This window comes from Cerasibacillus sp. JNUCC 74 (assembly GCF_053667775.1).
Genome location: NZ_CM132207.1, coordinates 896,468 through 921,662, shown reverse-complemented (window position 1 = coordinate 921,662; position 25,195 = coordinate 896,468). Strand labels below are relative to the sequence as shown.

General features: G+C 34.6%; 22 protein-coding genes and 1 riboswitch. Of the genes, 3 read left to right on the top strand and 19 right to left on the bottom strand.

Annotated features, from left to right (window positions below; all coding sequences use genetic code 11):
• Positions 1-176: 176 nt before the first annotated feature.
• Positions 177-953: a DeoR/GlpR family DNA-binding transcription regulator gene (locus JNUCC74_RS04175; RefSeq protein ID WP_454067033.1), complete on the top strand. Its 777-nt coding sequence runs from the start codon at positions 177-179 to the stop codon at positions 951-953.
• A 616-nt stretch (positions 954-1,569) separates the two neighbouring features.
• Here JNUCC74_RS04175 and JNUCC74_RS04170 read toward each other — a convergent pair.
• From JNUCC74_RS04170 to JNUCC74_RS04125, 10 genes are all read right to left on the bottom strand, one after another.
• Positions 1,570-1,815, bottom strand: a complete 246-nt coding sequence (locus JNUCC74_RS04170) for a hypothetical protein (protein ID WP_077319630.1) — start codon at positions 1,813-1,815, stop codon at positions 1,570-1,572.
• Positions 1,816-1,849: 34 nt separating this feature from the next.
• On the bottom strand, positions 1,850-3,112 hold the full coding sequence (locus JNUCC74_RS04165; RefSeq protein ID WP_454067032.1) for an MFS transporter: 1,263 nt from the start codon (positions 3,110-3,112) through the stop codon (positions 1,850-1,852).
• A 710-nt stretch (positions 3,113-3,822) separates the two neighbouring features.
• The gene (locus tag JNUCC74_RS04160; protein ID WP_454067031.1) at positions 3,823-5,274 is read right to left on the bottom strand and encodes an SLC13 family permease; all 1,452 of its coding nucleotides are present in this window, start codon (positions 5,272-5,274) and stop codon (positions 3,823-3,825) included.
• On the bottom strand, positions 5,274-6,455 hold the full coding sequence (locus tag JNUCC74_RS04155; protein ID WP_454067030.1) for a glycerate kinase family protein: 1,182 nt from the start codon (positions 6,453-6,455) through the stop codon (positions 5,274-5,276). The genes JNUCC74_RS04160 and JNUCC74_RS04155 overlap by 1 nt, the downstream gene beginning before the upstream one ends.
• Before the next feature lie 1,098 nt (positions 6,456-7,553).
• Positions 7,554-8,708, bottom strand: coding sequence for an MFS transporter (locus tag JNUCC74_RS04150; protein ID WP_454067029.1), 1,155 nt, complete (start codon positions 8,706-8,708; stop codon positions 7,554-7,556).
• An 855-nt stretch (positions 8,709-9,563) separates the two neighbouring features.
• Positions 9,564-9,953 (bottom strand): tautomerase family protein, encoded by a 390-nt coding sequence (locus JNUCC74_RS04145; protein ID WP_077319622.1) that lies wholly within the window; start codon positions 9,951-9,953, stop codon positions 9,564-9,566.
• A 950-nt stretch (positions 9,954-10,903) separates the two neighbouring features.
• Entirely contained in the window at positions 10,904-11,461 is a 558-nt protein-coding gene (locus JNUCC74_RS04140) for a GNAT family N-acetyltransferase (protein WP_454067028.1), read from the bottom strand.
• 28 nt (positions 11,462-11,489) lie between these two features.
• A complete protein-coding gene (locus JNUCC74_RS04135) occupies positions 11,490-11,621 on the bottom strand; it encodes a hypothetical protein (protein WP_454067027.1) in 132 nt (43 codons plus the stop codon).
• A gap of 510 nt (positions 11,622-12,131) precedes the next feature.
• A complete protein-coding gene (locus JNUCC74_RS04130; RefSeq protein ID WP_454067026.1) occupies positions 12,132-12,554 on the bottom strand; it encodes a hypothetical protein in 423 nt (140 codons plus the stop codon).
• On the bottom strand, positions 12,551-12,760 hold the full coding sequence (locus JNUCC74_RS04125; RefSeq protein ID WP_454067025.1) for a helix-turn-helix transcriptional regulator: 210 nt from the start codon (positions 12,758-12,760) through the stop codon (positions 12,551-12,553). Before JNUCC74_RS04125 ends, JNUCC74_RS04130 begins: the two co-directional genes overlap by 4 nt.
• Positions 12,761-13,019: 259 nt before the next feature.
• On the opposite strand from JNUCC74_RS04125, the gene JNUCC74_RS04120 reads away from it, so the two are divergent.
• Positions 13,020-14,060, top strand: coding sequence for a zinc-dependent alcohol dehydrogenase family protein (locus JNUCC74_RS04120; RefSeq protein WP_454067024.1), 1,041 nt, complete (start codon positions 13,020-13,022; stop codon positions 14,058-14,060).
• 425 nt (positions 14,061-14,485) lie between these two features.
• Positions 14,486-14,578: riboswitch (TPP riboswitch) on the top strand.
• A 123-nt stretch (positions 14,579-14,701) separates the two neighbouring features.
• Complete coding sequence (gene tenA, locus JNUCC74_RS04115; protein WP_454067023.1) at positions 14,702-15,406, top strand: thiaminase II; 705 nt, start codon at positions 14,702-14,704, stop codon at positions 15,404-15,406.
• A 954-nt stretch (positions 15,407-16,360) separates the two neighbouring features.
• Here tenA and JNUCC74_RS04110 read toward each other — a convergent pair.
• From JNUCC74_RS04110 to JNUCC74_RS04070, 9 genes are all read right to left on the bottom strand, one after another.
• Positions 16,361-17,095, bottom strand: coding sequence for a creatininase family protein (locus JNUCC74_RS04110; protein WP_454067022.1), 735 nt, complete (start codon positions 17,093-17,095; stop codon positions 16,361-16,363).
• Between the two features lie 5 nt (positions 17,096-17,100).
• Positions 17,101-17,712, bottom strand: a complete 612-nt coding sequence (locus JNUCC74_RS04105) for a bifunctional 4-hydroxy-2-oxoglutarate aldolase/2-dehydro-3-deoxy-phosphogluconate aldolase (RefSeq protein ID WP_454067021.1) — start codon at positions 17,710-17,712, stop codon at positions 17,101-17,103.
• Positions 17,713-17,722: 10 nt separating this feature from the next.
• On the bottom strand, positions 17,723-18,640 hold the full coding sequence (locus JNUCC74_RS04100; RefSeq protein WP_454067020.1) for a phosphotriesterase family protein: 918 nt from the start codon (positions 18,638-18,640) through the stop codon (positions 17,723-17,725).
• Positions 18,641-18,839: 199 nt separating this feature from the next.
• Positions 18,840-20,108 carry a PTS ascorbate transporter subunit IIC gene (locus JNUCC74_RS04095; protein ID WP_077302473.1) on the bottom strand — a complete coding sequence of 423 codons (1,269 nt, stop codon included), beginning with the start codon at positions 20,106-20,108 and terminating at the stop codon, positions 18,840-18,842.
• Positions 20,109-20,110: 2 nt separating this feature from the next.
• On the bottom strand, positions 20,111-20,395 hold the full coding sequence (locus JNUCC74_RS04090; protein WP_077302475.1) for a PTS sugar transporter subunit IIB: 285 nt from the start codon (positions 20,393-20,395) through the stop codon (positions 20,111-20,113).
• A gap of 27 nt (positions 20,396-20,422) precedes the next feature.
• The gene (locus tag JNUCC74_RS04085) at positions 20,423-20,857 is read right to left on the bottom strand and encodes a PTS sugar transporter subunit IIA (protein WP_454067019.1); all 435 of its coding nucleotides are present in this window, start codon (positions 20,855-20,857) and stop codon (positions 20,423-20,425) included.
• Positions 20,858-20,871: 14 nt separating this feature from the next.
• Positions 20,872-21,621: a GntR family transcriptional regulator gene (locus JNUCC74_RS04080; RefSeq protein WP_454067018.1), complete on the bottom strand. Its 750-nt coding sequence runs from the start codon at positions 21,619-21,621 to the stop codon at positions 20,872-20,874.
• A gap of 722 nt (positions 21,622-22,343) precedes the next feature.
• Positions 22,344-22,847: a hypothetical protein gene (locus JNUCC74_RS04075; protein ID WP_454067017.1), complete on the bottom strand. Its 504-nt coding sequence runs from the start codon at positions 22,845-22,847 to the stop codon at positions 22,344-22,346.
• A gap of 458 nt (positions 22,848-23,305) precedes the next feature.
• Entirely contained in the window at positions 23,306-25,168 is a 1,863-nt protein-coding gene (locus JNUCC74_RS04070; protein WP_454067016.1) for an exo-beta-N-acetylmuramidase NamZ family protein, read from the bottom strand.
• Positions 25,169-25,195: the final 27 nt, after the last annotated feature.

The following is a 25,195-nucleotide window of genomic DNA, read 5'->3' as shown; positions in this document are numbered from 1 at the left end:
GTTTTGGTGAACATTTTGTCATATCTTGATTACAAGTCAATCATAAAACAATATGTTTTAGTAGTCAAGGAAAGAAAATAAAAAAATCCATTTTTTTGTTAAGTTGTGGTTAACTATTGATTAACTGCATAGAGCATGTTATGGTAGAAATGAATATTTTTAAAGGGGAATTTAAAATGAAATTAAAGCGAATACAGGAAATTGAAGCATATATCCATGCAAATGGAAGTGCTAGTATTAATGAATTATGCGAGAAATTTAATGTTTCGAAAAATACGATACGAAGAGATATTAACAAAATATTAGAATCGGGAACAATTAAAAAAGTGTATGGTGGAGTTGCCTCCCTTTCGAATCAATTACAACCATATGAATATCGACATACTAGTCATGCAAAAGAAAAAATGGCGATTGGCAAAGCTGCAGCAGAAGAAATTGAAGATCATGATTTAATTTATATCGATTCAGGCACAACGACCAGTTGTATTGGTGATTTTTTTGATCCGGAAAAACATGTAACGATCATCACTAATAATTTAAATATTATTAATAAAGCTGCTGAATTAAGCAACTATGAACTGATTTTAATTGGCATGACGTACAAACATACTACCCAATCCTTTGTCAATGTAGAGTCTTGGGAATACTTTAAGCGTATCAATATTACAAAAAGCTTTATGGCAGCAACTGGAATTTCGATTGAACGTGGCGTCACAAATTCTGATCTAATGGAATATGATATTAAACGCCGGATTGTGGAAAAGGCCGACAAGAATATTTTACTAATTGATCACTCTAAGTTTGATAAAGCAGCATTAATTACTTATGCATCCATTGGACACTTTAATCAAATTATTACATCGGATACCGTTCCGGAAAATTACAAAGAATATTGTAGAAAAAATAATATTAATATTAAGTATGCTACAGAAAATTTAAATGTAGGTAAATAATTCTAGTTTTATCTTCCACCAATACTGCACTTCCAGTTGGAAGTTTTAGAACCTTCCTATCCATCCTGCTACCAATGAGTTTTCATAGTAAATAAATTGATAAATTCATTGATATTTTGCGATATCGCGAGCAGATAGTGTCTTTACAGATTTTTGTATACATGCTTTTATGAGATCTTCCTTTATGAGTATAGAGTCACTTGCTCGCCTTATTGTGTTTCTTTATATACATCTGTACAAACTATTCAAAAATCCAGCTTATTAAAATAGAATAGGCTTTTTTGTTTATTTAATAAACTCCCCATTTTATGAAGGGTGGTTGATTGGATTAAGAAAATTTTACAGTAATAAAACAACTTATCAACTATCGTAAATAGATTTCTAAGAAGTCTAACTATCAATCGATTCGTATAATAATCTCAGGGTTACCCCTTAACATATAAAAAGCTTGGCTGAGAGCCAATGCCTAATTTTATCATCAAGTCGAGAGAGAGCATCCCTCGAAGTTTGATCGTTTTTATATAAAAATCCCTTTCAGGTAGGCGTCAAGAGGCATTCTTTTCATGCAGTTTTTCTTGTTGTCTACCTGTGAAGGGTTAACTTTTCTGCCCTTATGCTACTTTTGAAAAAATGAACCTGGTGAAAACTTTAATTTATCTAGTCTACGATTAAACTCTTCCATGCTAACCCCATAAAGATTCTCTTTTTCCAATTCATTAAATCGTTCAATTAACATGTAAGCTGTTAAGTAAAGCGTAAGATGCTCTTTTGCAATAGCCTCAAATTCTTTACTAGAAGATTGATAATTACTGATTACTAGATTGGCAAACTCTTTTGGATCCAATTTAATTTCTTTTCCCATTAGATCTACCCCTTTCTTTTTTAACTAAAATTGCTTATACGACAGCTTTTTCATGTTTCAATTGCGCATGATTTAACTCTTCCGGAGTCCTCAAGAAAAACGCTAGAAAACTAGCAACGAAATAAAGAATAGCAAATACATATAACACTACCTTCACTCCAAATGGCTCAAATAATAAAGAAACAATAGCCGGTCCGATAAAATTACTTAAACCAGAACCTAAATTTAGTACAGAAACTGCTACTGCTTTCTTATCTGGGGCTAAGGTAGGTAATAGAGCTGAAATCGGCCCAAACGCACCTAAACCAATTGCATACACGGAAAATGATAGTAATAATAAAGCATATTGCCCTGGAAATAAAGTGCTGGTGTAGTAAAGCATTAAACAAGAAATCCCTGTTAATGGTCCGCCAATATAAACGATCGTTTTTCTCCAGCCACATTTATCACCAATATAACCAAAAATAACATTGGCAAAGGAATTAATGATATAGGTTAACCCCCAGATACTTGCCCACTGTGTTAATGTGAAACCTTGATCAATCAGGAAGATAGGCATGATGATAATAAAACCAAACTGAGCGATATTGTTGATCGCTTTTACCAGCATCCCCATACCTAACCGGGGGCGTTTGAACATAATCAAAAAGCCTTCAGAAATTTCATTTGTAATCGATTTCCCGGTTTTCGGTAAAATAAGCTGATCTCGATTTAAAACCAGCGAACAAAATGTTCCCGCTAAAGCAATTGCGATACCTACCCAAATTACATTAATTTCTCCAATAGATGGAATTAATGTTGCGGCAAAGCTGGGACCTACAATGGTAATACCCAGGTTAAAGCAAACCCAAAACCATGAGGTAGCGCGACCCATTATTTCATTCGTTGAACGATATGTTACCCATACTAAGAACGAATACACAAACAGTGGATAAGCCATCCCTCTTAGCATATACGTAATTGCAATAGCCATAAAATTACCAGATGGAATGGCCCAGAGTACTAGCGGAATAGAACTTACTAAAAATATAATCACACCGCTAAGCATTACTTTTCGTACACCAAAAATTTGCACAAAAATTCCCGACAACCAAGATACAATTGCTACAAAAATGCCGTATAAAGAAAATATGGTACCTGTTTCTGTTTTGCTTATTCCTATATTTACTAAATAGGAAGACAACCAACTATTTTCAATACATGATCCAAGCATGAATAGTATTACTCCAATATATCCCCAGACTAAAGCCGATGGGATACCTAATTTATAGAGTAAGTTACTTTTACTACTACTCATTTTCCTCCTCCTTAACTCATCCAGACTACAAAACAATGATATTCATTCTTCGTGTCAAATTAAATTTTAAAAAACAAATTACTAGTTAACGCTTTCAATGTGATTTTAGTTTTTTTAAACCTAAAAGTCAACATATTTTGGATTTATATTGGATATATTATTGAACAAAATGTTAAATTTGATTAACTATTGATAATATGATTGACAATTAATCAATTGATTCATGGGTAAGTAAAGGGCTTAACCATTCTATACATATGAGAATGGTTAAGCCTCAAAATTTTTTTGATTTATTTACTGTTTTCATACATCTTAATAGTAAAAATTTGTGCAATAAACTTATAGAAAGAATGGAAAAAATAAGATTTTGATCAGACAATAGCAGAAGTTCCAGAACATGTTATCTTAATAATTTGTTCAGTCCACTCATATAGACTTCTTTTTGAAATACAATAATTTTATACATAATTCTCTTATTGAATTGTCTTCCTTTTTATATGCAATAACACTTCGTACTAAAACTGACTTGACTAAAACTTATTGGACATAAAAAATCTCCCTAAAGAAAAACAGATTTTTTAATCTGTCACCTTAAAGGGAGTATATCAAAGAAAAAGCTTTTGGCTCTTTATTTCTCTTAAAAGATCAAACTTCTGTAAAAACAATAAAGTACGTGTGATTTTGCGAGAGACTTTTGCCTTTATTCTTCATTATAATGTCAATCCGGTCCAACGCCAATACGTATAATAAAAAATGACCATTACAACAATGTACAGTGGCATGAGAACGCAACTTAACTTCAATAAATCCTTTGCATCATATGAAACTCTGTCATCTTCGTAATATAGTAAAAGCGCTTTTGAACTGACAGGGAACGTTACACAATAATTCATTCCTACTAAACTCAAAAATACGACAGTAGAAGAATCTAGTCCGAACGTTTCACTTAATACAATGAAACCAGGAATCATCATAACTGCTCTAGTTGTATGTGAAGTAATATATAAATGAGACGTAACAGAAACTAATAATATCACTAGAAGAATAATAAAGCTAGGCGCTTCAGTTAAAAAATCTAAATGTCGGAACAAATATCCTTGTAGCCAATCTACCACCCCTGTTTCAATTAACCCTTTTCCAAGTGCGGTTGCAGCAGCAACGAATACAATGAGATTCCATGAAATACTTTTTATCCCTTGCTTCCACGTAATGACCCCATATTTAGGTACCATAAAAAGGAGCCCACCAATCATTGTAATAAAACCAATATCATATCCATGCACGTTCTCGGTCATCCAAAACACAATTAATAAAGCAATCATCCACAATGTTTTCTTTTCCGTATCATGAAGTACAACACTTTTTTCTTCTACATTAGCTGAAAATGAGTCGCTTAATAATGGCTCATACGACCAAAACATATAGCGCATGATAAAAAGGGTAAGAACACTGATGACAAGTACAAAAGGCATCCCCCAAATAAACCAGTTAAAATACGATATACTTTCTCCCGTTGAAGTATTTAGTAACCCAATTCCGATAATATGAGAACCTGCACCGATTAAAGTTGCCGATGATCCCATTAATATCATGATTGGAACAAGCATAGCGATCGTTTTTTGCTGGCGTTCCGTTTGAAACAATCGGTTTAGCTCCTTAACGATCGGTAAAGAAAGAGCTGCACGCCCTGACGTTGAAGGGATGAAAAAAACGAGCGGTTGAAGAGCAATCGTTAAAAATGTTAACAGTTTTAACGGTTCATGTGCTTTCTTTAAAATAAGATGAGTAAAGCGTGAAGCAAGACCGGATGATCGTACTGCTTCTCCAATGATAAATGATCCGATCATAAGCCATACAACTTCTTCAGAAAACGATTCATACAATAACGAGGTGTCCGCCCCTTTTAAAAGTACGATCGTCATTAAAGCACTTAAAGCAACAAATCCAGCTGGAAGAGATGTACTAACCCACAGCACCATCGCAATTATAAAAAGATAGAGCGATATTTTAGCAGAATAAGATAAATCTTGATTTAAAGCAATGAATAAACCAAATAATATGAGCCCGCTAATAAACAACTTTGTCTTTGTCGAGAAGAAAACAATCTTTTTTGAAAGCCGAATTTGAAGAGATGGCTTTCTTCTATCAAGTCGGCTTTCCATTATTGAATAATCCCTCTCTTTAATCTTCTTTTCGCAATTTGATAACCAATACGAACATGTCTCATCGCTGCCTCCGTACTATCAGCAATCCATAATGACGCTTTCGTCATTGATTTTTCAAGCGATGTTGGCTTTTGGATAATACTTAAATATGCATCAATCCCAGTTTCATAATTAATTTGTGCGTTCTTTCCTATCGTACCAGTTATCGCGATAACTGGTATTTCCCTCTTCTTTGCTACTCTAGCCACCTCAGCAGGAATTTTTCCTTTAGGTGTTTGAAAATCCAAACATCCTTCTGCTGTAAAAACAACATCAGCTTCTTTCATGTGTTTTTCAATATTTATATATCTCATCATCACTTGATAACGGGGATGTAATTGAGCTCCTGCAAAAGCTTTAAGACCCGCGCCAAGCCCCCCTGATGCCCCGCTTCCCGGAGCAGTACGAAGATCAAGCCCGATATATTCTTTAATCAGGGAGGCATAATGATCGAAGGCTTGTGACATTTGCTCAACCTCATTTTTTGTCGCTCCTTTTTGAGGACCGAACACACGTGTAACACCATTTTCCCCGCACAATACGTTATGCCAATTACAGGCAACTTCTATTTGTACTGTACTTAAACGCTTATCTACCTCTGATAAATCAATGCTATGAATCTTGTGAAGGTCCCCACCACCACGGACATAAAAAGGATTGCCATAATAGTCTAAAAACTGTACGCCTATTGCTTGTGCCATCCCTGCTCCTCCATCGGATGTCCCAGAATCGCCACAGCCAATGATAATGTGATCAACGTCAAAATCTAGTGCAGCTTTTATTAGTTCGCCGACGCCATAAGTCGTCGTCCAAAGCGGATTTCTACTTTCTTCTGGTACAAGCTTTAATCCGGCAACCGCAGCCATTTCAATAATAGCAGTTTTCCGATCACCTTCTTTATAGATACCGAAATGAGATTTAATTTTTTTTCCGACAGGTCCGGTTACAACTTTATAATAGAGCTTACCGTTTTTTAAGTTCACAACTGTTTTTGCGAATCCTTCTCCACCATCCATCATCGGTACGACAGTAATATTTGCATTTGGATCTAAACGACGTACACCTACTTCCATTGCTTCCGCTACTTGCTCAGCATCAAGGCATTCTTTAAATCCTGACGGTACCATTACGATTTTCATTTTTTATATCCTCCTAAAAAACGCGTTTTATTTTCTAACTTTCACAATACTCCATGAAAAAGAGAGAACTGTAAGAGGATGATTAAAAATGAATGAGAAACAGAAATAGTTTTTCTCATAATCGATCAATCTTCAAAATTAGTGAGCATATCTTTTAGGTCAATTGTCTTAATCTTTGTTTAAAAAACCTCAAACATCGCACCTTTCCCAGCAATGCGAGCCAAATTTCCCTAATTATAACAACCTCTTGTACGCGATTATCTCGTTCATCTAATAAAACGTTATCCACAGCCCGTGTATCCATTCAACAGTACAAACTGTCATGCCCAAAATTTTTAACAATCTTCGAAAATTTATGAACGATCTTTATTTTTAGCTTACCGTTTTCAAATTCACCTAACACTTTATTTTCTATTTGCATTTAAAAACAAGAGAAAATCGGTACAATAAAAGGAAGGATTGATATGAAACCGCTTAAAAGGAAAAAATTTAGAGTCTATGATCCAAGAGAATCTTAAAGAGCGTGTTCAAAAAGCCCAATTTATTCCCATATCTTTGAGGTTTTTTTGCCAAATTTACAAAATTTAACACGAAAGAATTCCTCCAAAAAATTTCGAATATGAATACTTATATACGCGAAAAACATAACATAAACCAACTGAATACTACTTACATATTCTCGTCCACTGGAGATAAAAAAGCAAAAAATCTCTACTAACGAATACTCACTGGTTAAAAAGAGCGCTCTGGAAACCCATTCTATGTCTGAACTAGAAAGTTTAAAGGCAGATCCAGTCCGTAAATTAGCTGTTGCTGTTGGTTAATTGTATATTTTTACAAAATGGTCCGTGCCACCTTTCTAGTTTTGTCTTTTTGGCTCAAAATCATCAAAATTAGTTAACAGAATATTCCTGCTTTATTTATGCAATGCTAGCGAGGTTATCTAATAATTTACTTTTACTTGTTTATCTTTGTAAAATCAGCATCACTCATTATAAAAAAACACCTTAACTGCTATCATCTTTTAACTGATATCGATGACACTAGTTAAGGCAATCTTGGTCTATTCGTTCTGTAATCAAAAAACTTTAGGATGAATCACTTTTTACTCCAAATAATAACCAACAGCGTAGTTATAAAAGCAATTACACTTAAAAAATAGAACCCTACATTAATTCCCCAGAGTGAATTTATAATTCCAGTAAAAAAGGGCCCCGCAAAAATACCAATAGCATATAATGACTGGTATGCTCCCATTACGGTAGCTCGTTTCTTAGGTTCAATAGATTTAATGGACATTCCTAATAACGAAGGAAAAGTTAGTCCTAATGCAAATCCGCTAAATCCTTGTACAATTAAGAACATACTTTTAGTTTGTGCAATAGGTATTAACAAAGTAAAGATAGCTACTAGAAAAAAAGCAATTTTTAAAGCATTCCATTCCCCCATCCGAGGGACAAGAACATTCCCCATAAACAATGTTGCAAAAGCGTGGGGAATCATAAAGGCAATTACAATATAAGTAATTTCATCTGTGTTGAAGCCAATCTGTAATGCCAATGTTGGCGTGAAACCGAACATAGTCGAAAAGATGACGATATGAGCCACAATAGATAAGAATGATACTTTTAATAAAGCCGGTTCCCGTAAAGTAGCTGCTAACTCTTTTAATTTGATTGGTTCACGAACCACCTTATTCTTAGGTTCATAGATAAAGAATGATAACAATAAACCAACTACACTGAACACTCCGCCTATCCAAAACGGAGCTTGCCATCCCCACTGATCAACGATATAACCACTAAAACTCATACCCAAAAACTGGGCAACGACAATAACAAACGAAATACTGCTCATTGCTACATGAACCTTATTTTCTTTATAATACGATGGAAATAATACAGTAAAAGCAACCCAAGATGCGGCTGCTACTCCAGCAAAAGAACGTGCTAAAAGTAACCATATAAAACCATCCATTGTTAAAAACAATATGTTACTACACATACTCATGAACATGCCTGTAATAATGAAAGGCTTCCTGTACTTTAATAAATCAGAGCTGATCCCTATAGGAAGTCGGAAAATAAACTGCATCAATCCATAACTTCCTAAAACGGTTCCAATTAATGTATACGGTATATGAAGAGATTCCATATAAGGTGCCAGAATTGGCACATATATAAAATGAGGAAACCATAATAAAAACGAAACGACCATAAAATAATATTTTTTACTACTAATTAAATTTTCCATAAATATACTCTCTTACCTTCTTATTTAAATAATACTGATATAGGGGGATAAGTGCTAAATCCTCCAAAAACTGACTAATGTTAATATGTGAAGAGACAATATGCCAATTATGCTTTACGCTAACTTGTAAAAAAAGAATCGATTTCCAATTCTACTCAGAACAAAGGCGCAAGCGCCCGTTTAGCAACGTAGCGAATGGAACGAATCAACTAAAGTAAAGGAATCACGGTGAGGCGACGAACCGATGATGACTTATCGTAGGGCGATTTCGTGAAGTCGCCTAGTTGCTGGGTTCATGCGCCGGACGTGGCTATTCGGTTATTTCGTTATCCCCCAACACCTCATTTTATACTTTCTTATCTCATTAGAAAAACTTGACTTACCGCCAAATCTCTCTAGCGGAAGCTGTAGTTTTTCTTATACTATAAAATGAAACTTCATTCAGTAGGAGTTTTCTTCCCTCTCCTACTGAATGTTAGTTGAACCAATCGGGCATTTAGGTGCCGTTTTCTCCCTTACACCCTGTTATACCAACTCAAGCTCTTGAAGTGGGAATCTTACGGCACCTTACATGCGGGATAAACCATAAAAATTTTATACTTTCCTATAGTGGAACAAAAGCTGGAAGCGCTCGGTTACCGACGTACAAACTGGAGAGCTTCTGACGAGGTAAAGTGAAAATTTCATTCAAAGAGTACTTTTACCTGGAATGTTAATTGAACGAATTAGGGATTTAGGATCGTTGTCGATTTAACACAGGATGAAGTTTGCTATAGCTTGGGCATTTAAGCTTAATAAAAACTTCTTTCAAAAAGAACCGGTCTCGTTTTCTAGTAATAAAGAAATACTGGCAAGTTATAACTCGCCAGTTAGAAACTGCGCTTCTCCAAAACCAAAACTCCAGTCACCAGCACCGTTAGTTACAATAGAAACTAAAACATCTTTGGGATCAATACCACATTTTTCCTCTAACTCCTGAACAAGAAGTCGATAAAACTCTTTCTTTTGTTTATCACTCCTTTGAGTACTACGAATAGAAAGAACTACAATGTTATCACTTCTTTCAAATCCTAAGCCAGTATCTTGAATAATCATTTCATGTTTTGGGTGCTGATGAACAATTTGATAACGATCTCTTTCTGGAACTCCAAACGCTTTAACAACAGCGTAATGAGTTGCATCCAACAACGCTTTTAGCTCCTCTTTCTTCCTTCCTTCTATTAAGTCAAATGTTAGTAGTGGCATCTAAATTCCCCCTAATTAATTATTCCCTTTTTAGAGAGACCAAGGGAGCATCTCATCATGATTGAAGAATAAAGGTGAAAAACATCCATGATCATAGGTGGTATGAAATGGCTACGAAATAAGACACTTATCTGAACATCAAATAGTACCGATGAGTGCTTCCCTTGATACGAATAGTATCATATTATTACAAGAATTGAACAAAAATATACTCATAATAATATCAAATTATAATCATATATTAACATGAAAATAGGGATTTGTTAAATGTTTTTGTATTTTTAATAAAAAGTTATTATAATGATGTTGAAAAAAATAAATTGACGCTTTGTTCAGTCGAGTTTCCCTTGAATTTCACTCTTTTAAAAAGAACCTTTTGGAAAATCTAACTTAAAAGAACAAAAGCGCAATCGCTTTGGTCAGGGTCAGCCCGATAGCGATGGAACTCTAACGTGGAAGCTGCCTGCACCGTAGAAGGAGTGAAGTGACCTCGAAAGGCTAGGCACTGGTGCTGAATGTGGATAAATTTTCATCCAAAAATTATCCACAAAGAACAAAATTAAAGTTTCCTAAATAAAAATTAAAAAGTCTGAGTCTTGTTCATACATGACTCAGATTTAAGGATAGCGAACGATTTTTAAGGCAATGTGACAATTTTTCCCGATCAGTCAAAAAGAAAGACTAGTATCTCTCAATTGTGCTCAATTCAATAGAAATTCATCTTTTTCATCCGTCATGAATTTCTACGGTTCTCCCCCATACTTACCCTTTAATTCACCATCTTCTCATAATTAAAAATATGTATATTTGAGTGTATCCTTGAATAACCGCTGTTTTCAAATGCAAATCAGTTTATTATTTTGGAGTTATTCTGATTATCATTGTATACATGTTACTATGTGAAAAGACTGATTAGAATTTCACTTTCTTCATATGCTAGCTATCTCTATTTAATTTAGATTGCCCCTGCACGAGCATTTATTGTCTTTTTTATTTTGCATATATTCATACTGTAAAATCGCATAGCTGTATTCATCCCACCACGTATCTTTATAGGGAATACATTGCTTATAAAATCCTTCACGACGCATACCAATCTTCTCCATAACACGATAAGAAGCTATATTTTCAGGTTGACAAGTAGCAACCACACGGTGTAAGTTTAATGTTTCAAATGCATAAGCAATCATTGCTCTTGCAGCTTCCGTGGCATAACCATTATCATGAAACATTTTGTTAAAAATCCAACCAATTTCATACGTATGTTTGCCAAAGTATTTCTCGAAGCTAATATGACCGATGACTTCATTTGTTTTTAGGAGGATGACAGGAAAAGCCTCGGGATTGTCGCAACTATGTTTTTCAATAAACTTTTTTGTATCGTCCTCAGTGAAAGTATCCTCTGGTAAATAATGCATTGTTTCCTCATCTGAGACATACGCATGAACGAAGGGAAAATCTTCTTGCTTGAACGGTCGAATAAGTAGTCGTTCCGTTGTAATCTGCATGTTTAAGCCCCCTTTTATACCCATTTAATTACTGACGTTCTACCTTGCCATCCGCATAAGCTCCAATATGCGATACTGCTGGCATGATATCAATGATTCGTTTAGTTTTTGAAACATTAACAAAAGCGCTGCCAATATGGTAAACTTTGACTAAAATCATCTTGGTCTGATTATATAACACGAAGTTGAATATATTTTCTTCCTTTCACTTGTCTCTACATACAAACGTCACTTTCCATACTTTATATGTTGAAATAAAGGCAACAAGAATATAATTGATGTTTATTACAAGAACTATATAAAAAAGTACTACAAAGATACATAAAATCAAAGTTAAAAAAGTATAATCGGCAGTATAAGCTATTTTGTGTAAATGTGAATTGCACATAATAAAATAGAAAGACTTTACGTAAGAGACGGGTTGATGATTCTGGAATTAGTATACTTATAAATTTGTTTCTTTTACTGTATTCTCAAAAAATATCTATAAACAGCTATCAAAATTATGAAGGTTCGTCCGTAATAAGAAAATCGCTTGGGCTTTTAACAAACCTTTCATATTATTGAAAGAATACATTTTATAAACCGTCAGCATAAAAAGAGCAAAAAATTACTCCTGCTTTTATTCTATTAGCTATATGATAACCAATAAAATTTCTAGAATAACCTGTTACCTTCGTTTAATAAAAAAACCACCAATTCCAACAATCCAAATATATGCAAAGAAAAAAATCCATAGATAAAGAATTGAAATCGACTCGTTTCCTAAAAGTGTCAAAACTGTTAAAGCTACAAATAAAATAGCTAAAGTAATATGTGATGCATATGCAAAAAAACGGAAAACATTGCGGATGACTCGTTCATCTGCTTCGGGTAAATTATCTTTTTTTCGTTTTTGTTTAATCACTTGTATTACCGTCAAAATGATAGTTGCTGCCAAACTGCCTGTGAGTACATCATACGGAAATTCACCTTGAAAAAAATAAGCAAGAAATGAACCCAGAACACCACCTATAAACGTACAAGCAATTATAAAGAATGGTGTCCATTTCTCTAAAATTCTCTTCCATTTTTTCCTGCCTTTTGTACTCATTCATCATCCTCCTCTAAGATAAATATTTCTTCAATGGGCATATCAAAATAAGCAATGATTTTTAATGCTAATTCAAGACTGGGGTTATATTTGTTTTTTTCAATGGCGTTGATTGTCTGCCTTGTAACCTGCAAATCTTCAGCCATTTTAACTTGAGTTATTCCCTTTTTTAAACGTACATCTCTAATATAATTCCTTACCTTCATATTGATCCTCCGTTTGGAAGTAAAGATATCTTTACACATATAATATCGAAAATAGTAAAGACTGTAAAGATATCTTTACAGTCCTTTTTTGACAATAAACTTCTGCTTCCAACTAAAAAATTAACCTCCATGTAACACATGCAACTATATTATTATCTTATTTGACAATTTAGTATATTTTTTGTGATTTTTTGAATATATCCGATAAATATTGATATAATAAGGGTGATTGTAAAAACATCACTAAAGGAGGACTTTCATGAAAGCGCTTATTTATCGTGGAGCAGGGAAAAAGGAATGGACAGAAAAGGAAAAACCAGCTATTCAAGAAGCGACCGATGTCATCGTAAAAATTACCAAGACAACAATTTGTGGTACCGATTTGCACATTTTGAAAGGGGATGTACCAGCAGTAGAAAATGGTCGTACCCTTGGTCATGAAGGTGTCGGGATTGTCGAAGAAGTAGGAGATTCTGTTAAAAACTTCAACGTTGGCGATCGAGTTATTATTTCCTGTATTACATCATGCGGTACTTGTGACTATTGTAAAAAGCAAATGTACTCACATTGTGAGAATGGCGGCTGGATTTTGGGACATTTAATTGATGGTACACAAGCGGAATATGTTCGCATTCCATATGGTGATACGAGTTTATACCATATGCCTGAGGGTGTTGAGGATGAAGCGTTAGTAATGTTAAGTGATATTGTTCCAACTGGATTTGAAATCGGCGTTCTTAAAGGAAAAGTAAAACCTGGTGATACAATTGCAATTGTTGGAGCAGGGCCAGTTGGTTTATCAGCACTGTTAGGAGCACAATTTTATTCTCCTTCCGAAATAATTATGATTGACCTTGATGACAATCGTTTAGCTGTAGCTAAAGAGTTTGGTGCAACAAAAACGATTAACAGCTCAGATGGAAACGCAATTGAAAAAGTAATGGAGTACACGAATCAAGTAGGAGTAGACGTGGTGATGGAGGCAGTAGGTATCCCTGTAACATTTGATATCTGTCAACATATTGTAGCACCGGGTGGCCATATTGCAAACATGGGTGTACATGGAGCGAAAGTGGATTTAAGCCTTGAAAAGCTATGGATTCATAATATTACTCTTACAACAGGTCTTGTAGATACAAATTCCACGCCGATGTTACTAAAAACCGTAAAATCCGGAAAGATTCAACCTGAGAAATTAGTGACTCACCGTTTTAAACTTAATGAAATTATGAAAGCTTATGAAGTATTTGAAAATGCTGCTAAAGAAAAAGCATTAAAAGTAATCCTTGAAGCAGATTAATTAGTTAAATAACAAACGCTATTAAAAATTCAAGATTCATTTTAAAACTAAATATTAGGATGAAGCTTGGATTTTATTCTTTTCATTTTTATTGAACATTAAGTTAAGCACTTCACATTTATACTGCGTAACAATAAAAATAATCTAGACAAAACAAAAAAGAATGCTATTCAATGAATACCCCATGGATAATTCAACCCTCCATGGGATTTTTTTAAAAAGCCTATCTATTTGTAAAAAAATACGAGTTCGTACCCACTATTATTAAGTATTTTTTTTCCACGTCAAGCAAGAAAAACATTTTCGAATTCGCTAGTTTTAAACCACTAAAGAAACCTTATTAATTATTCCTTCAAATTAATAATTTTCGGATAATATAGTTGACTTTAGTTATCATTATGTTATGCTTCAATTGTAGTTAGCAATATTTCTGCTAGGGGAGCCTTCAGTGGCTGAGACAAAGACCCTTAGAACCTGATCTGGTTAGCACCAGCGGAGGGAAGTGGAAAACTGCTTAAGGATACTATCTATGTGTTTACATATAAATTCTATATCTATGTTCACAGATTGATTGCCTTATTAAGCTTATCCCTTTCCTCCTCGATCAAGTTCAAAAACATATGAATGAGGAGGAATTTTTTATGCCATTTACAGACACATTACGTGAAGCAACTACAGACAGCTGGAAACAAAGTGTAAATCATCCATTTGTTAAAGGAATAGCACAAGGTGATTTACCATTGGATATTTTTAAATATTATATTCTTCAAGACATTTACTATTTAAAACATTTCGGAAAAGTACATGCGTTAGCTGCCACTCAAGCAGAGGATTTCCAAGTGACTGCTATGCTGCTAGAAAAAGCAAAGGGTACTGCACAAGCAGAGTTAACTGTTCATAAGCAGCATGCAGAAATATTGAACATTACTAATGAGGATATGGAAAATTTTAAACCGGCTCCAACAGCGTATGCTTATACAGCGCATCTTTACCGTGCTTCACTCTCCGGCAATCTTGGACAAACGATTGCCGCTCTTCTGCCGTGTTACTGGCTGTATGCAGATATTGGCAAAACATATCAAGATGCTGATCCTTCCGAAAAAATTTATAAAAATTGGATTGATACCTATTCTAGTGAATGGTTCCATAAATCTACGAATGAGCAAATTGATCTATTAAATCAAATCGCTGCTAACTCTAGCGAAAAGGAAAAAGCTAAGATGAAGGAACAATTTATTATCGCCAAGGAATACGAACTTGCATTTTGGGAAATGGCGTATACCAAAGAAGATTGGTTTTCTAATCGCCAATCGCATCATAACAACGGCATAATGAATAAAAGCTAAAAACGCGTCCTTATGACGTCCCAAGCTAGAACGAATCACTTGGGACGTTCTTTTAATTTCATTATTTCCTCGATATCCAAATACGTAACTTCTACAATTAATTGAACACCAATGCCCTTCTCGTGCAAACTTTTCCTTCCTTTCTCATAGGAAATAGGTAGCTCCATACTTCCTCTGCATGCTGTATCCCATTTTTACTTAGTAAAGCTACAGTGCGTGGATTGAAATATTCGTAAGCTTGTAGATTGTACTGACTCATTCTCCCTTGACTTTTATGCATTATTGTCTTAACTTCCATAAATTCTGTTGCGACATTTACTTTTTCCGCTTTCTCGTTTGAATTAAAATACTATTTTAGAAGTCTCTATGATAAGGATAATAAGTCTATCCTCATCATCTCAGTTTGAGTACTGATATATATTCTATAAAAAGCACAATTAAAACACCTGTGACCCTATAGAATTAACCAAGGTATCACAGGTGTATCTCACTAACATTAAATTCATCTTACTTCTTCTATTGTCAGCACTGGTACATCAAGTATTCTAAATTGAAAAGCATAAGATTTTCATTATCCTTCCCTTAAACATTTATGCTTAATACAAGCAAAATAACAAATTTATCCCTATTCTAGATTTACAACTACCAGCTCTTAAATTGCATAAGCCGATCCTTCTTTTACATTTCACTTTCCTTCACCGCACCAGTAAACATATAGTGAGAACTCCTTCATCCCGAAAAACGTTCTCTCCTACTCTTATTCCACTTCCGAATTTTAAACGTTTCTTCTACAACTAACAGCTAAAAAATAGATTCAAGTACAGTTTCTACTGCCTTAGCTTTATTCATAGGCAGAGTGTGAGTCATCTCATGCACAATTTTTATAAAGGACTTTTCTGTCACCACTTATGCTACTTTATTGACAGCTCAGCTATCATTATTTTGAAAAATCCGTTATTTAATATTATGGAATGCTTCTAATAATAAATTCACCATTTCGGTTACAAAAATGTTTAACATTTTATTTCCCTTTTCTTTACTTGCAATTGTTGCATCACCATAAACGCCACTTTCACTCAGATTTCCAAGTGATATTGTAGATTTTCCATATAATTTTGGAGTGGAAGGATACTCTGAAACAGCTTTACTCATATCAACTAGCTTTGAATTTAATGCGAGCATTAATGAAGTTTCAAATTCACAAGCATGAATCATTCCGTTCCATGTAAGAGATTCACAATACTCCTTCATTACCTCTTCCATATTCGGATAAAAGAGATAAATAATTGGCATATCTAACTCATCCATTAATTCTCTAGTTGCATATTTCATGCTTGCGTTATTTGCATCATGTCCATTTACTAGGACTAGTAATTTTATTCCATAACGGCTTACACTATGCGCAACATCTTTGATTACTGCTTCTACATGATTTTGTTGTAATGATATAGTTCCTGGTATGTCTCTCCAAACCCAAGAATAACCAAAAGGCATAGTTGGAAGTAAAAGTGCTCCAGTCTGTTCAGCAATTTTTTTAGAAATACCTTTTGCCAAGATTATATCTGTTCCTAGGGGCAGATGATGACCATGCTGCTCAGTAGCACCTAATGGCAAAATTGCGACTGGAAATTCTTTTACGGATTCAGCTACTTCGTCTCTATTCATGTAGAGTATTTCTTTGGCGCCCATGTAATTCACTCCAAATCAATCAATTTTTTAAATTCTCTAGTATCTTCAATTATCCTTTCTATATTTTCTTTAGTCGCTCCTCTTGGAACTAATTCACTTCCAATGGCAAAAGATGAGTATCCAGCCTTTTTCAAACTAATAATATTATTTTTTGTTACTCCACCAACAGCCATATAGTTGATGGATGGAAAAGGACCTTTTAAGTTTTTCACATAATCTATTGGCAAACTATTAACCGGAAATACTTTAACGGTTTTTATACCCAATGCTTTTGCCTGCATAACTTCACCCGGAGAAAACACACCAGGAAAGATTTCAACATCTTTAGAAATTACATATTCAACTAAATTCCTATCCCAACCAGGAGTAATGATGTACTTAGCCCCTGCATCTATTGCAGCATCAACCTGTCTTTTATTAACGACAGTCCCAACGCCAAGGCTAACTTGATTGGAAAAGGATTTTGAAATTCGTCTTATACATTCTAATCCTTTTTGCTCCTCACTTAATGATACTTCCGCCCAACTAATACCGTTTTCTAATAATCCTTTCATAATTTCTATTATATGATCAGGATCTACTCCCCGAATAATCGAAATAATTGTATTTTTTTCCATGATTCCACTCCTATTCAAATTGAGCTAGCCATCGAGATGGATTATCTATAAAGATTGTATCAATTTCTTTTTGCGTTAATCCCTCATCTAACAAGCGAGGAATCAACTTTTTGAGTATATACTCAAATCCGGGTCCACCACCGTATGCATGTAAATAAGTTTTTCGACCCATATCACCTGAAATTAATAAATGATTAATGAAACCATTTTCTAGTAAATTTTTTATTAAAGATACGCGTATACTATCTGGGTAGTACTTAATTTTACTGCTACCATCAAATTGAACATAAGCTCCTCTTCTTACTAGCTGCAAATGATAATACGGATCTGCATTTCTATCACTATGCCCTACTACAACTTTAGTCAAGTCAACCCCTTCATCTTCTAGAATATCTAACATTTCCATCCCCATCGTACCAGCTTCTGTGTGTAACCAAATGGGAGCACCTGTTTCAAGTTGTGCCCTAGCAACTGAGCGAGTTACTTTTTCTTCTAATGGGTGGATCATTTGATTCCAAGAACCAGCTTTTAAAAATCCTGCTTTTGCCTTCGTTCCATCCATACCAATAGTGACATCACGAATTAATTTTTCTGCAATTTCTTCAATGCTAAGCGCTTCAACCCATTTAGGAAAATAAATATGTTTGTTGAAGCCCGAAGTAGCTATAACGTGTACACCAGTCTCTAAAGACATTTGCACTAATTTACTAGCATCTCTTCCATAATCAAGCGTTGTTGCATCCACAAGAGCATCTCCACCCGCTCTTTTAAATCTCCATAATTCACTAACACTTGCTTCATAATCTGTTAATTCCAAATCTCGATCTTTTTGAGTAGCAGGTGGATTCGTCCACAGGTGTTCATGGCTATAAGTTGTCCCTAATAAAGTTGGTTCTATATCTCCTAATACTGTACGGACTTTCATCATAGTATCGTCTCCTTTTTAAATACTGTTTATATAAAGTGAATCTTCAATCAGTAGGAGTTTTCTTTTATCCCACACGGATTGTTTAGATGAACGAATCGGGGATTTAGGTGCTGTTATCTCCCACTTAGACTTATTCAGCTCACATCTTCCAATTCTTGAAGTGTGAGTCTTACAGCACCTTATATCCGGGATAAATGTTCTACAGCGGAACTCCAAATAATAAACCAATTAATTTTATGAGTATTACAACAATAACGGCATCAGGTGAAGCAAACCACAATCCATTAATGCTATATTGTGTTAAATCAACGAGAGGATATGCAACCGCTATCAATAGAGAAAATGTAAAGCCTAAGAAAAATCCACCTACAATAGCTCCCTTTAATCCACCCGTTGCGTTACCAAATACCCCCGCAGCACCTCCCATAAAGAATAGCCCGATTACAGAAGGCAAAACAGCTACTGGTAAAAAGCTGGACATAAACGTAACAATTAATCCACCTATTAAAGCGGCCAGAAAACCGATGGTTACAGCAACCGGTGCATAGGAATAAAATATAGGAACATCCAACGCTGGCTTTGCACCTGGAACAATTTTTTCTGCAATCCCTTTAAAAGAAGGAACAATCTCAGCTAAGAACATTCTTACTCCCATTAACAAAATTAAAATTCCTACTACAAATCCTAAAGCTTCAAAAATAGCAAACTGATATCGATTTAAACCGCCTGATAGTTCTGACATAACCGAAGAATCGACAAATGTGGCTGTAATAACATACACAGAAACCATAATAATAGCCATTAAAATACTCATATCTTTTAAAAAATCTAGTGATTTTGGAACTTTGATGTCTTCAGATGATTGGGACTTATTTCCAAATTTGCCACCGACCCAACCGGATAAAGAAATCCAAGAACTTCCCCAGAATCCAAAAGCTACGTTGTCACTCCCTGTGACTTTCCTAACAAATGGTTGCGATATAGCTGGAAAAACAACCATAGAAATACCTTGAATAGCAGAACCTATTATGATTGTCATTGTACTTGAAACACCCATTTGACTCAGAACAATAGCCATTGTAGCAGCAAAAGAAAACATCATATGCCCTGTTAAAAAAATATATTTAAATCTTGTAAATCGAGCAATTAAAACATTAATCAAAAAAGAAAAAATTAGTATAAATGCTGTTTCTTTACCTAGCACAGTTTGTACAGCAGCCGCTATTGCATTATCCTCGGCTACAATACCAGTTAAACCAAATGCTTCTGTAAACATTGTACTAAACGGCATTAAGGAAGTAACAATTATATTTGCGCCTTGCTGAAGAATTAAAAAACCGAATAGAGTTTTTAAAGTCCCTTTCATCACATCTGATGCGGACTTACGCAGTGCAATTAATCCTATTGCAGCAATTAATGCAATGATGATAGCAGGATTACTTAAAATGGAAACTAAAAAATCTACCATATTTATCTCTCCTTATCCATTTTTTTAATCATGGGTAGAACTTTGGCTTTAATTTCTTCCTTATCCAATAAGTTATCTATCGCAACGATCGGCACCCCTTCCCCTGATAATTCAGCAGCTATTTCACTGGAAGCAACCATAAAGTCACAGCTTTTCCCTTTCGCACTGCCGAGATCAGTAGCCTCACCTTTAACTTCGTAACCGCTTTCTTTTGCCATAGCTTGAATATCCATTAAAAGCATCAAACTTGTTCCAAACCCCATCCCGCAAACACTTAATATATACATTGTTATTCCTCCCTTTATATAATCACTTTAATGATTAATTATTCGAAAAATTTCTTCAACAGTAGCTGCTTTGATAATTTGGTCATATTTTGTCTTGTCTCCAAATATGCTTGAAATCTTTTGCAGCATCTCTATATGCCCATCATTACCCACACCAGAGAAAGCGGATACAATTTTAACCGGATCATTCTTCTTATGTCCAAATTCGACAGGTACTTTCAATCTTACTAATGAAAATCCTGTATCCAGGGCTCCTCGTTCAGGTCTTGCATGTGGAATTGCAATTCCCGGGGCAACGACAATATAAGACCCTACTTCTTTATATCCTTTAACCATCGCCTCGATATATTCTTCTTTGGCATATCCCCCCTTTACTAGCAATTCACCGCTGATTCTAATTGCCTCGATTGGATCGTTTACTTGAACATCCAACTGAATGGAATCCTTGCTCAACAAAAACATCTTTCATCATTCCTTTATAATGATTTTAATTTTTCTCTTCCAGAAACTTTAATATAATATTCATACCTATCAGCTCTATTAATCATTTCCACCATTTCAAACGGAATACCGCTTTTTAAAAAAGAGGTACGATTAATATGAAGCACGGCCTCACCAGGAGGAATTTTCAATGCAGACGCTTCCAAATCTGTTGCCAACCTTGCTTTAATTTGCTCTTGCGCTTCTATTAGAACAATATTATAATTTTCCTCTAATTCCTCATATAATGATTCCCTTGTAAGCCCTTTGTTTAAAAGTCCCGGAACATACTTTTCTCTTAAGTAGTTAAACATTAACGCTATTGGTTCACCATCTGCTAACCTCAGACGTTCAATCCGAATTAGTTTTTCATTTGGTTGTAAATGCAATTTGTCTATCATCTTTCTGGATGGTTTAACTTCTGAGATCATGAGATTTTGTGTTGACGGAGACTTTCCCTTTAAATGCATTTCTTCCGTCCAACTTGTGATTGTCCCTGCGTTTTGTACAATTTTCGTTGATCTTACAAAAGTCCCTCTACCTTGAGCTTTAAAAATAACCCCTTCTGATACTAATTCATCTATTGCCTTTCTAACTGTTATCCTACTTACTCCATACTGTTTTTCCATTTCTGATTCAGGTTGTAATAAATCCCCCTCCTTCATGTTTTTATTAATTTCTTGTAATAACTGGTTTTTGACCTGCTTATACAGTGGAACTCTTGAATTTCTTTTTATATTACTCATTCTAACCTCCTACACATTATAATCTTTAATATCATTTTAGTTTATTCATCATAATGATTATAATATGTTTTATTTTATTTGTAAATACATTATAACCATTTTTTAATTTATTTAACTACTGGAAAACTAAACATAGTATAAGGTTTAAAATAAAGTGAAACTATCATTCAATGGGTCTTTTCCTTCATCCCTAACTGGGAGGAGACTTGTTTCAGGATTTCTGATAGCTATTTAAGCCCACAAAAAAACGTATATTTTGCAGTAAACTACTGCTCAATATACGTGCTAAATAGCATATGAGGCTGATCAGTAACTTTTCTAATACTATTCGTTCTTTAAAGCCGCCACGTAATTTATCAGATTTAATTCCTATTATCTTTCCCATGTCAAAGTTATAAGCATGAATTATATCGTTAATTACCTCTAATATATCCGTTCATTCTTCTTCGATCGGTGTATTCCAAAATTATTTTACTTCTTCTATTATTAGTCTATCTCATAATAACCGCTTTAACTTTTTCATCGGTAACTGCATAAACTAACGGCTTTTTATTGGTCTCTCTTATAACTTGTGGTATCAAATCTCTTACTAATTTTTAAACATCTTTTCTATCATTTGTAACATTCCTAATTCACATTAGATTTTTAATACAATTACAATCATTTGGCTTTAATCCTGTTAACTATCCTAATAATTGGTGAACCAAAACAGCCCATACTGTTTAATTCACCTGCAATAAACTTTCCTTATCCTGTTGCGTACCTTCTTTCACAACAGAAACACCATATTTTTCAAGTTCCTGATGGATTTCTGGGCTATCCTCTATCCCTTGGCAATAGCTGTACTCTAGAAAGAATCCATACATATTATTCCACGCTGATTCTAAATCCAAAAGTAACTCCTTTTGTTCAGTCGTTGTTAACAGCCCCTCTAATTGTGAAAGCAACTTCTCTGCATGTTTTTCAGCACGTTTAAATTCAGGATTTTCTAGACTTTTATGATAGGCAACTCGATGAATTCGCTCAAAAAAGATAATATTTGTAAAAGCTTTTTCTAAAATTTGTCTAATTGAATGATAATTTTCTTCGGAATTGGCTTTATATTCTTTGTGATCCTCCTGCAGAAATGAAGCTACATACCAACTATCATTCATTTTTTGCTGTTCTTTTTGCTTAAGTGATTCATAGTTAACAACATTACTCTCCATAATTAAATTTGCTTTCATTTTATTTTCCTCCCATCATAATCTATCCCCTGCTATTTTCATAACTTTCCTCTACTTTTACGTAGAAGGTACTGCTAGATTTTCCATCCTCCTTCCAATATTTTTAGGTGCTCTTAGATGAAAGCATTTTCTAATATTTATTAGTGTATAAATTACTTTTTGTAGAGAATAAAAGCGAAAAAAGAATTTACCCTCCATAAACAATGACTAATAGTAAGATTTTTAACAAGTAATTATATAATATACTAACATATGTTCGGTTATTTTTCACGTTAGAAGGTTTAAATAAAAATAATCGAACTACATCCCAAATAAAAATGTGGTTCGACTCTGATCCGCAAATCTGTATCCATGTTACAACTGGGGGTTGGAAAAGGTCTTCTTCTAAACTAGGATACTGCGACAACTGAAAACTCTCCTGCTAGGAATTCTACGTTGCGTATTACACCTTGTATTTTTTAATGTTTTATATCTACAACTAATTGTGACAAATACTTCGGTGTTGCATAATCAACGTTTTCCTTTTTTAAATAGAAGACTGCAACAAATGTATCGCCTTCTTTCAAATATTCAATAGATGATAATACAGGGCTATTAGTAACTTCCATTGTCCCTCCCTCCTGTTTTAGTTCTCCAGAAATTTTACCATACGGTATCCGAACTTTTAACATATTATTATCTTTAATAATGTCATAATCATCGACTGTTTTGTTTAAGTCAAATACAACTCTTGTATAATTAGAATGTACACCATATCTTATATTATTTACATTTCTTGAGGAAACCACGACTTCTCTCTTTGCTTTGTAATCACGATAGGTTGCGATTAATTGCGCTTTTCCCTCTTTTACAGCATAAAATGTACCATTTTCCATATATCCAATATCGTTGGAAACAGTCCAATCAATTAAATCAGGATCCATCTCTAATTTTTTGCCGTGTTTATTATATCCTTTTACAGCTAATGCAATATTTTGACCTGGGGAAACTGCCAAATCTAATGGTAAAATTCCCAATACTCTTTTTGGTCTGTATGGTTTAGATCCAGCTGGAAATGGCGGATACATTAAATACTTATTTCGAACGTCCTTTATCCACTCATACAATACTTCTTGCCATGAGGCAATAATTCTATCAACCGGCATGTTCTTCATGATCATTTCAGGGACGTCTGTATCCCCAATTAAATTGCTGTAACTTTCCGTCATCTCAAACTTATCAGGGCTCTGGTCTCTCATCGCATCAACTAAATTTAATCCTAAAGCAACAAGATCAACTTTTTCGGGATCATTCAAATGGACTTGTACACCAGCTACCAGCTCACCTTCATATTTTCCAAACATGGGTGTAAAATATGCCGATCTAAATTTCACGCCGGCAATACCACGGTTTCTCATTTCTTCTACTAAAGCTTCACTATCAATCCATGGAGCACCTACTAATTCAAACGGTCTAGTGGTGCCAAGTCCTGTAGACAATGACGTGTCATCTAATAATTCTGTTCCCGTATATAAATAAGCTGTCTTTTCAGTCGGTATATTCGGAGATGACATCACCCATGGAAGTCCAGTATCGGAAAAATACATATTTCTTTTCCAACCCTTTAATTTAGCTATTTTTAGATCTACTCCCATACTATATTCATGGTTCCACATAACAGCCAATTCACCAACTGTCATGCCATGTCTGACAGGAAGCAAAAATCTGCCCATAAAACTAACAGCATCTTTCGAACGTACCGGCCCCTCGACCCTTGTACCACCAATAGGATTTGGTCTGTCTAGCACGATCAGTTGTTTATCATGTTCTGCTGCTGCCTCCATGGCAAAACCCAGCGTGTAAATATAAGTATAAACATTGGAACCTATATCCTGAATATCAAATAATAAAACATCTACATCCTCGAGCATCTCTTCCGTAGGTTTCCAAGTAGATCCATACAAGCTATATACAGGTAAACCCGTTTTTTTATCGATATACGACTCCACATATTCTCCTGCTTCACGATCCCCGCGTATACCGTGTTCCGGACCATATAATGCTGTTAAATTCACTTCAGGATGATTGTACAATAAATCAATGCTACTCTCCAAACTACTTGTAACCCCAGTATGATTCGTAATCAACCCAACTCGTTTATCCTGAACCCACTCTAAATGATCAGTTAAGAAAACCTCAATACCTGGTGTCACTTTTTTACTAACCTTATTTTTCCTCGTCCTCTTATTGCTCTCCGCACTCGACGTCGTATCTGAAGATGTAATAGTAAGAACAAAAAGTATCATCATTATAATCGTCATTGATTTTTTTAATGTTCTCACATAAAACACTCCTTATTTCATTTTCCA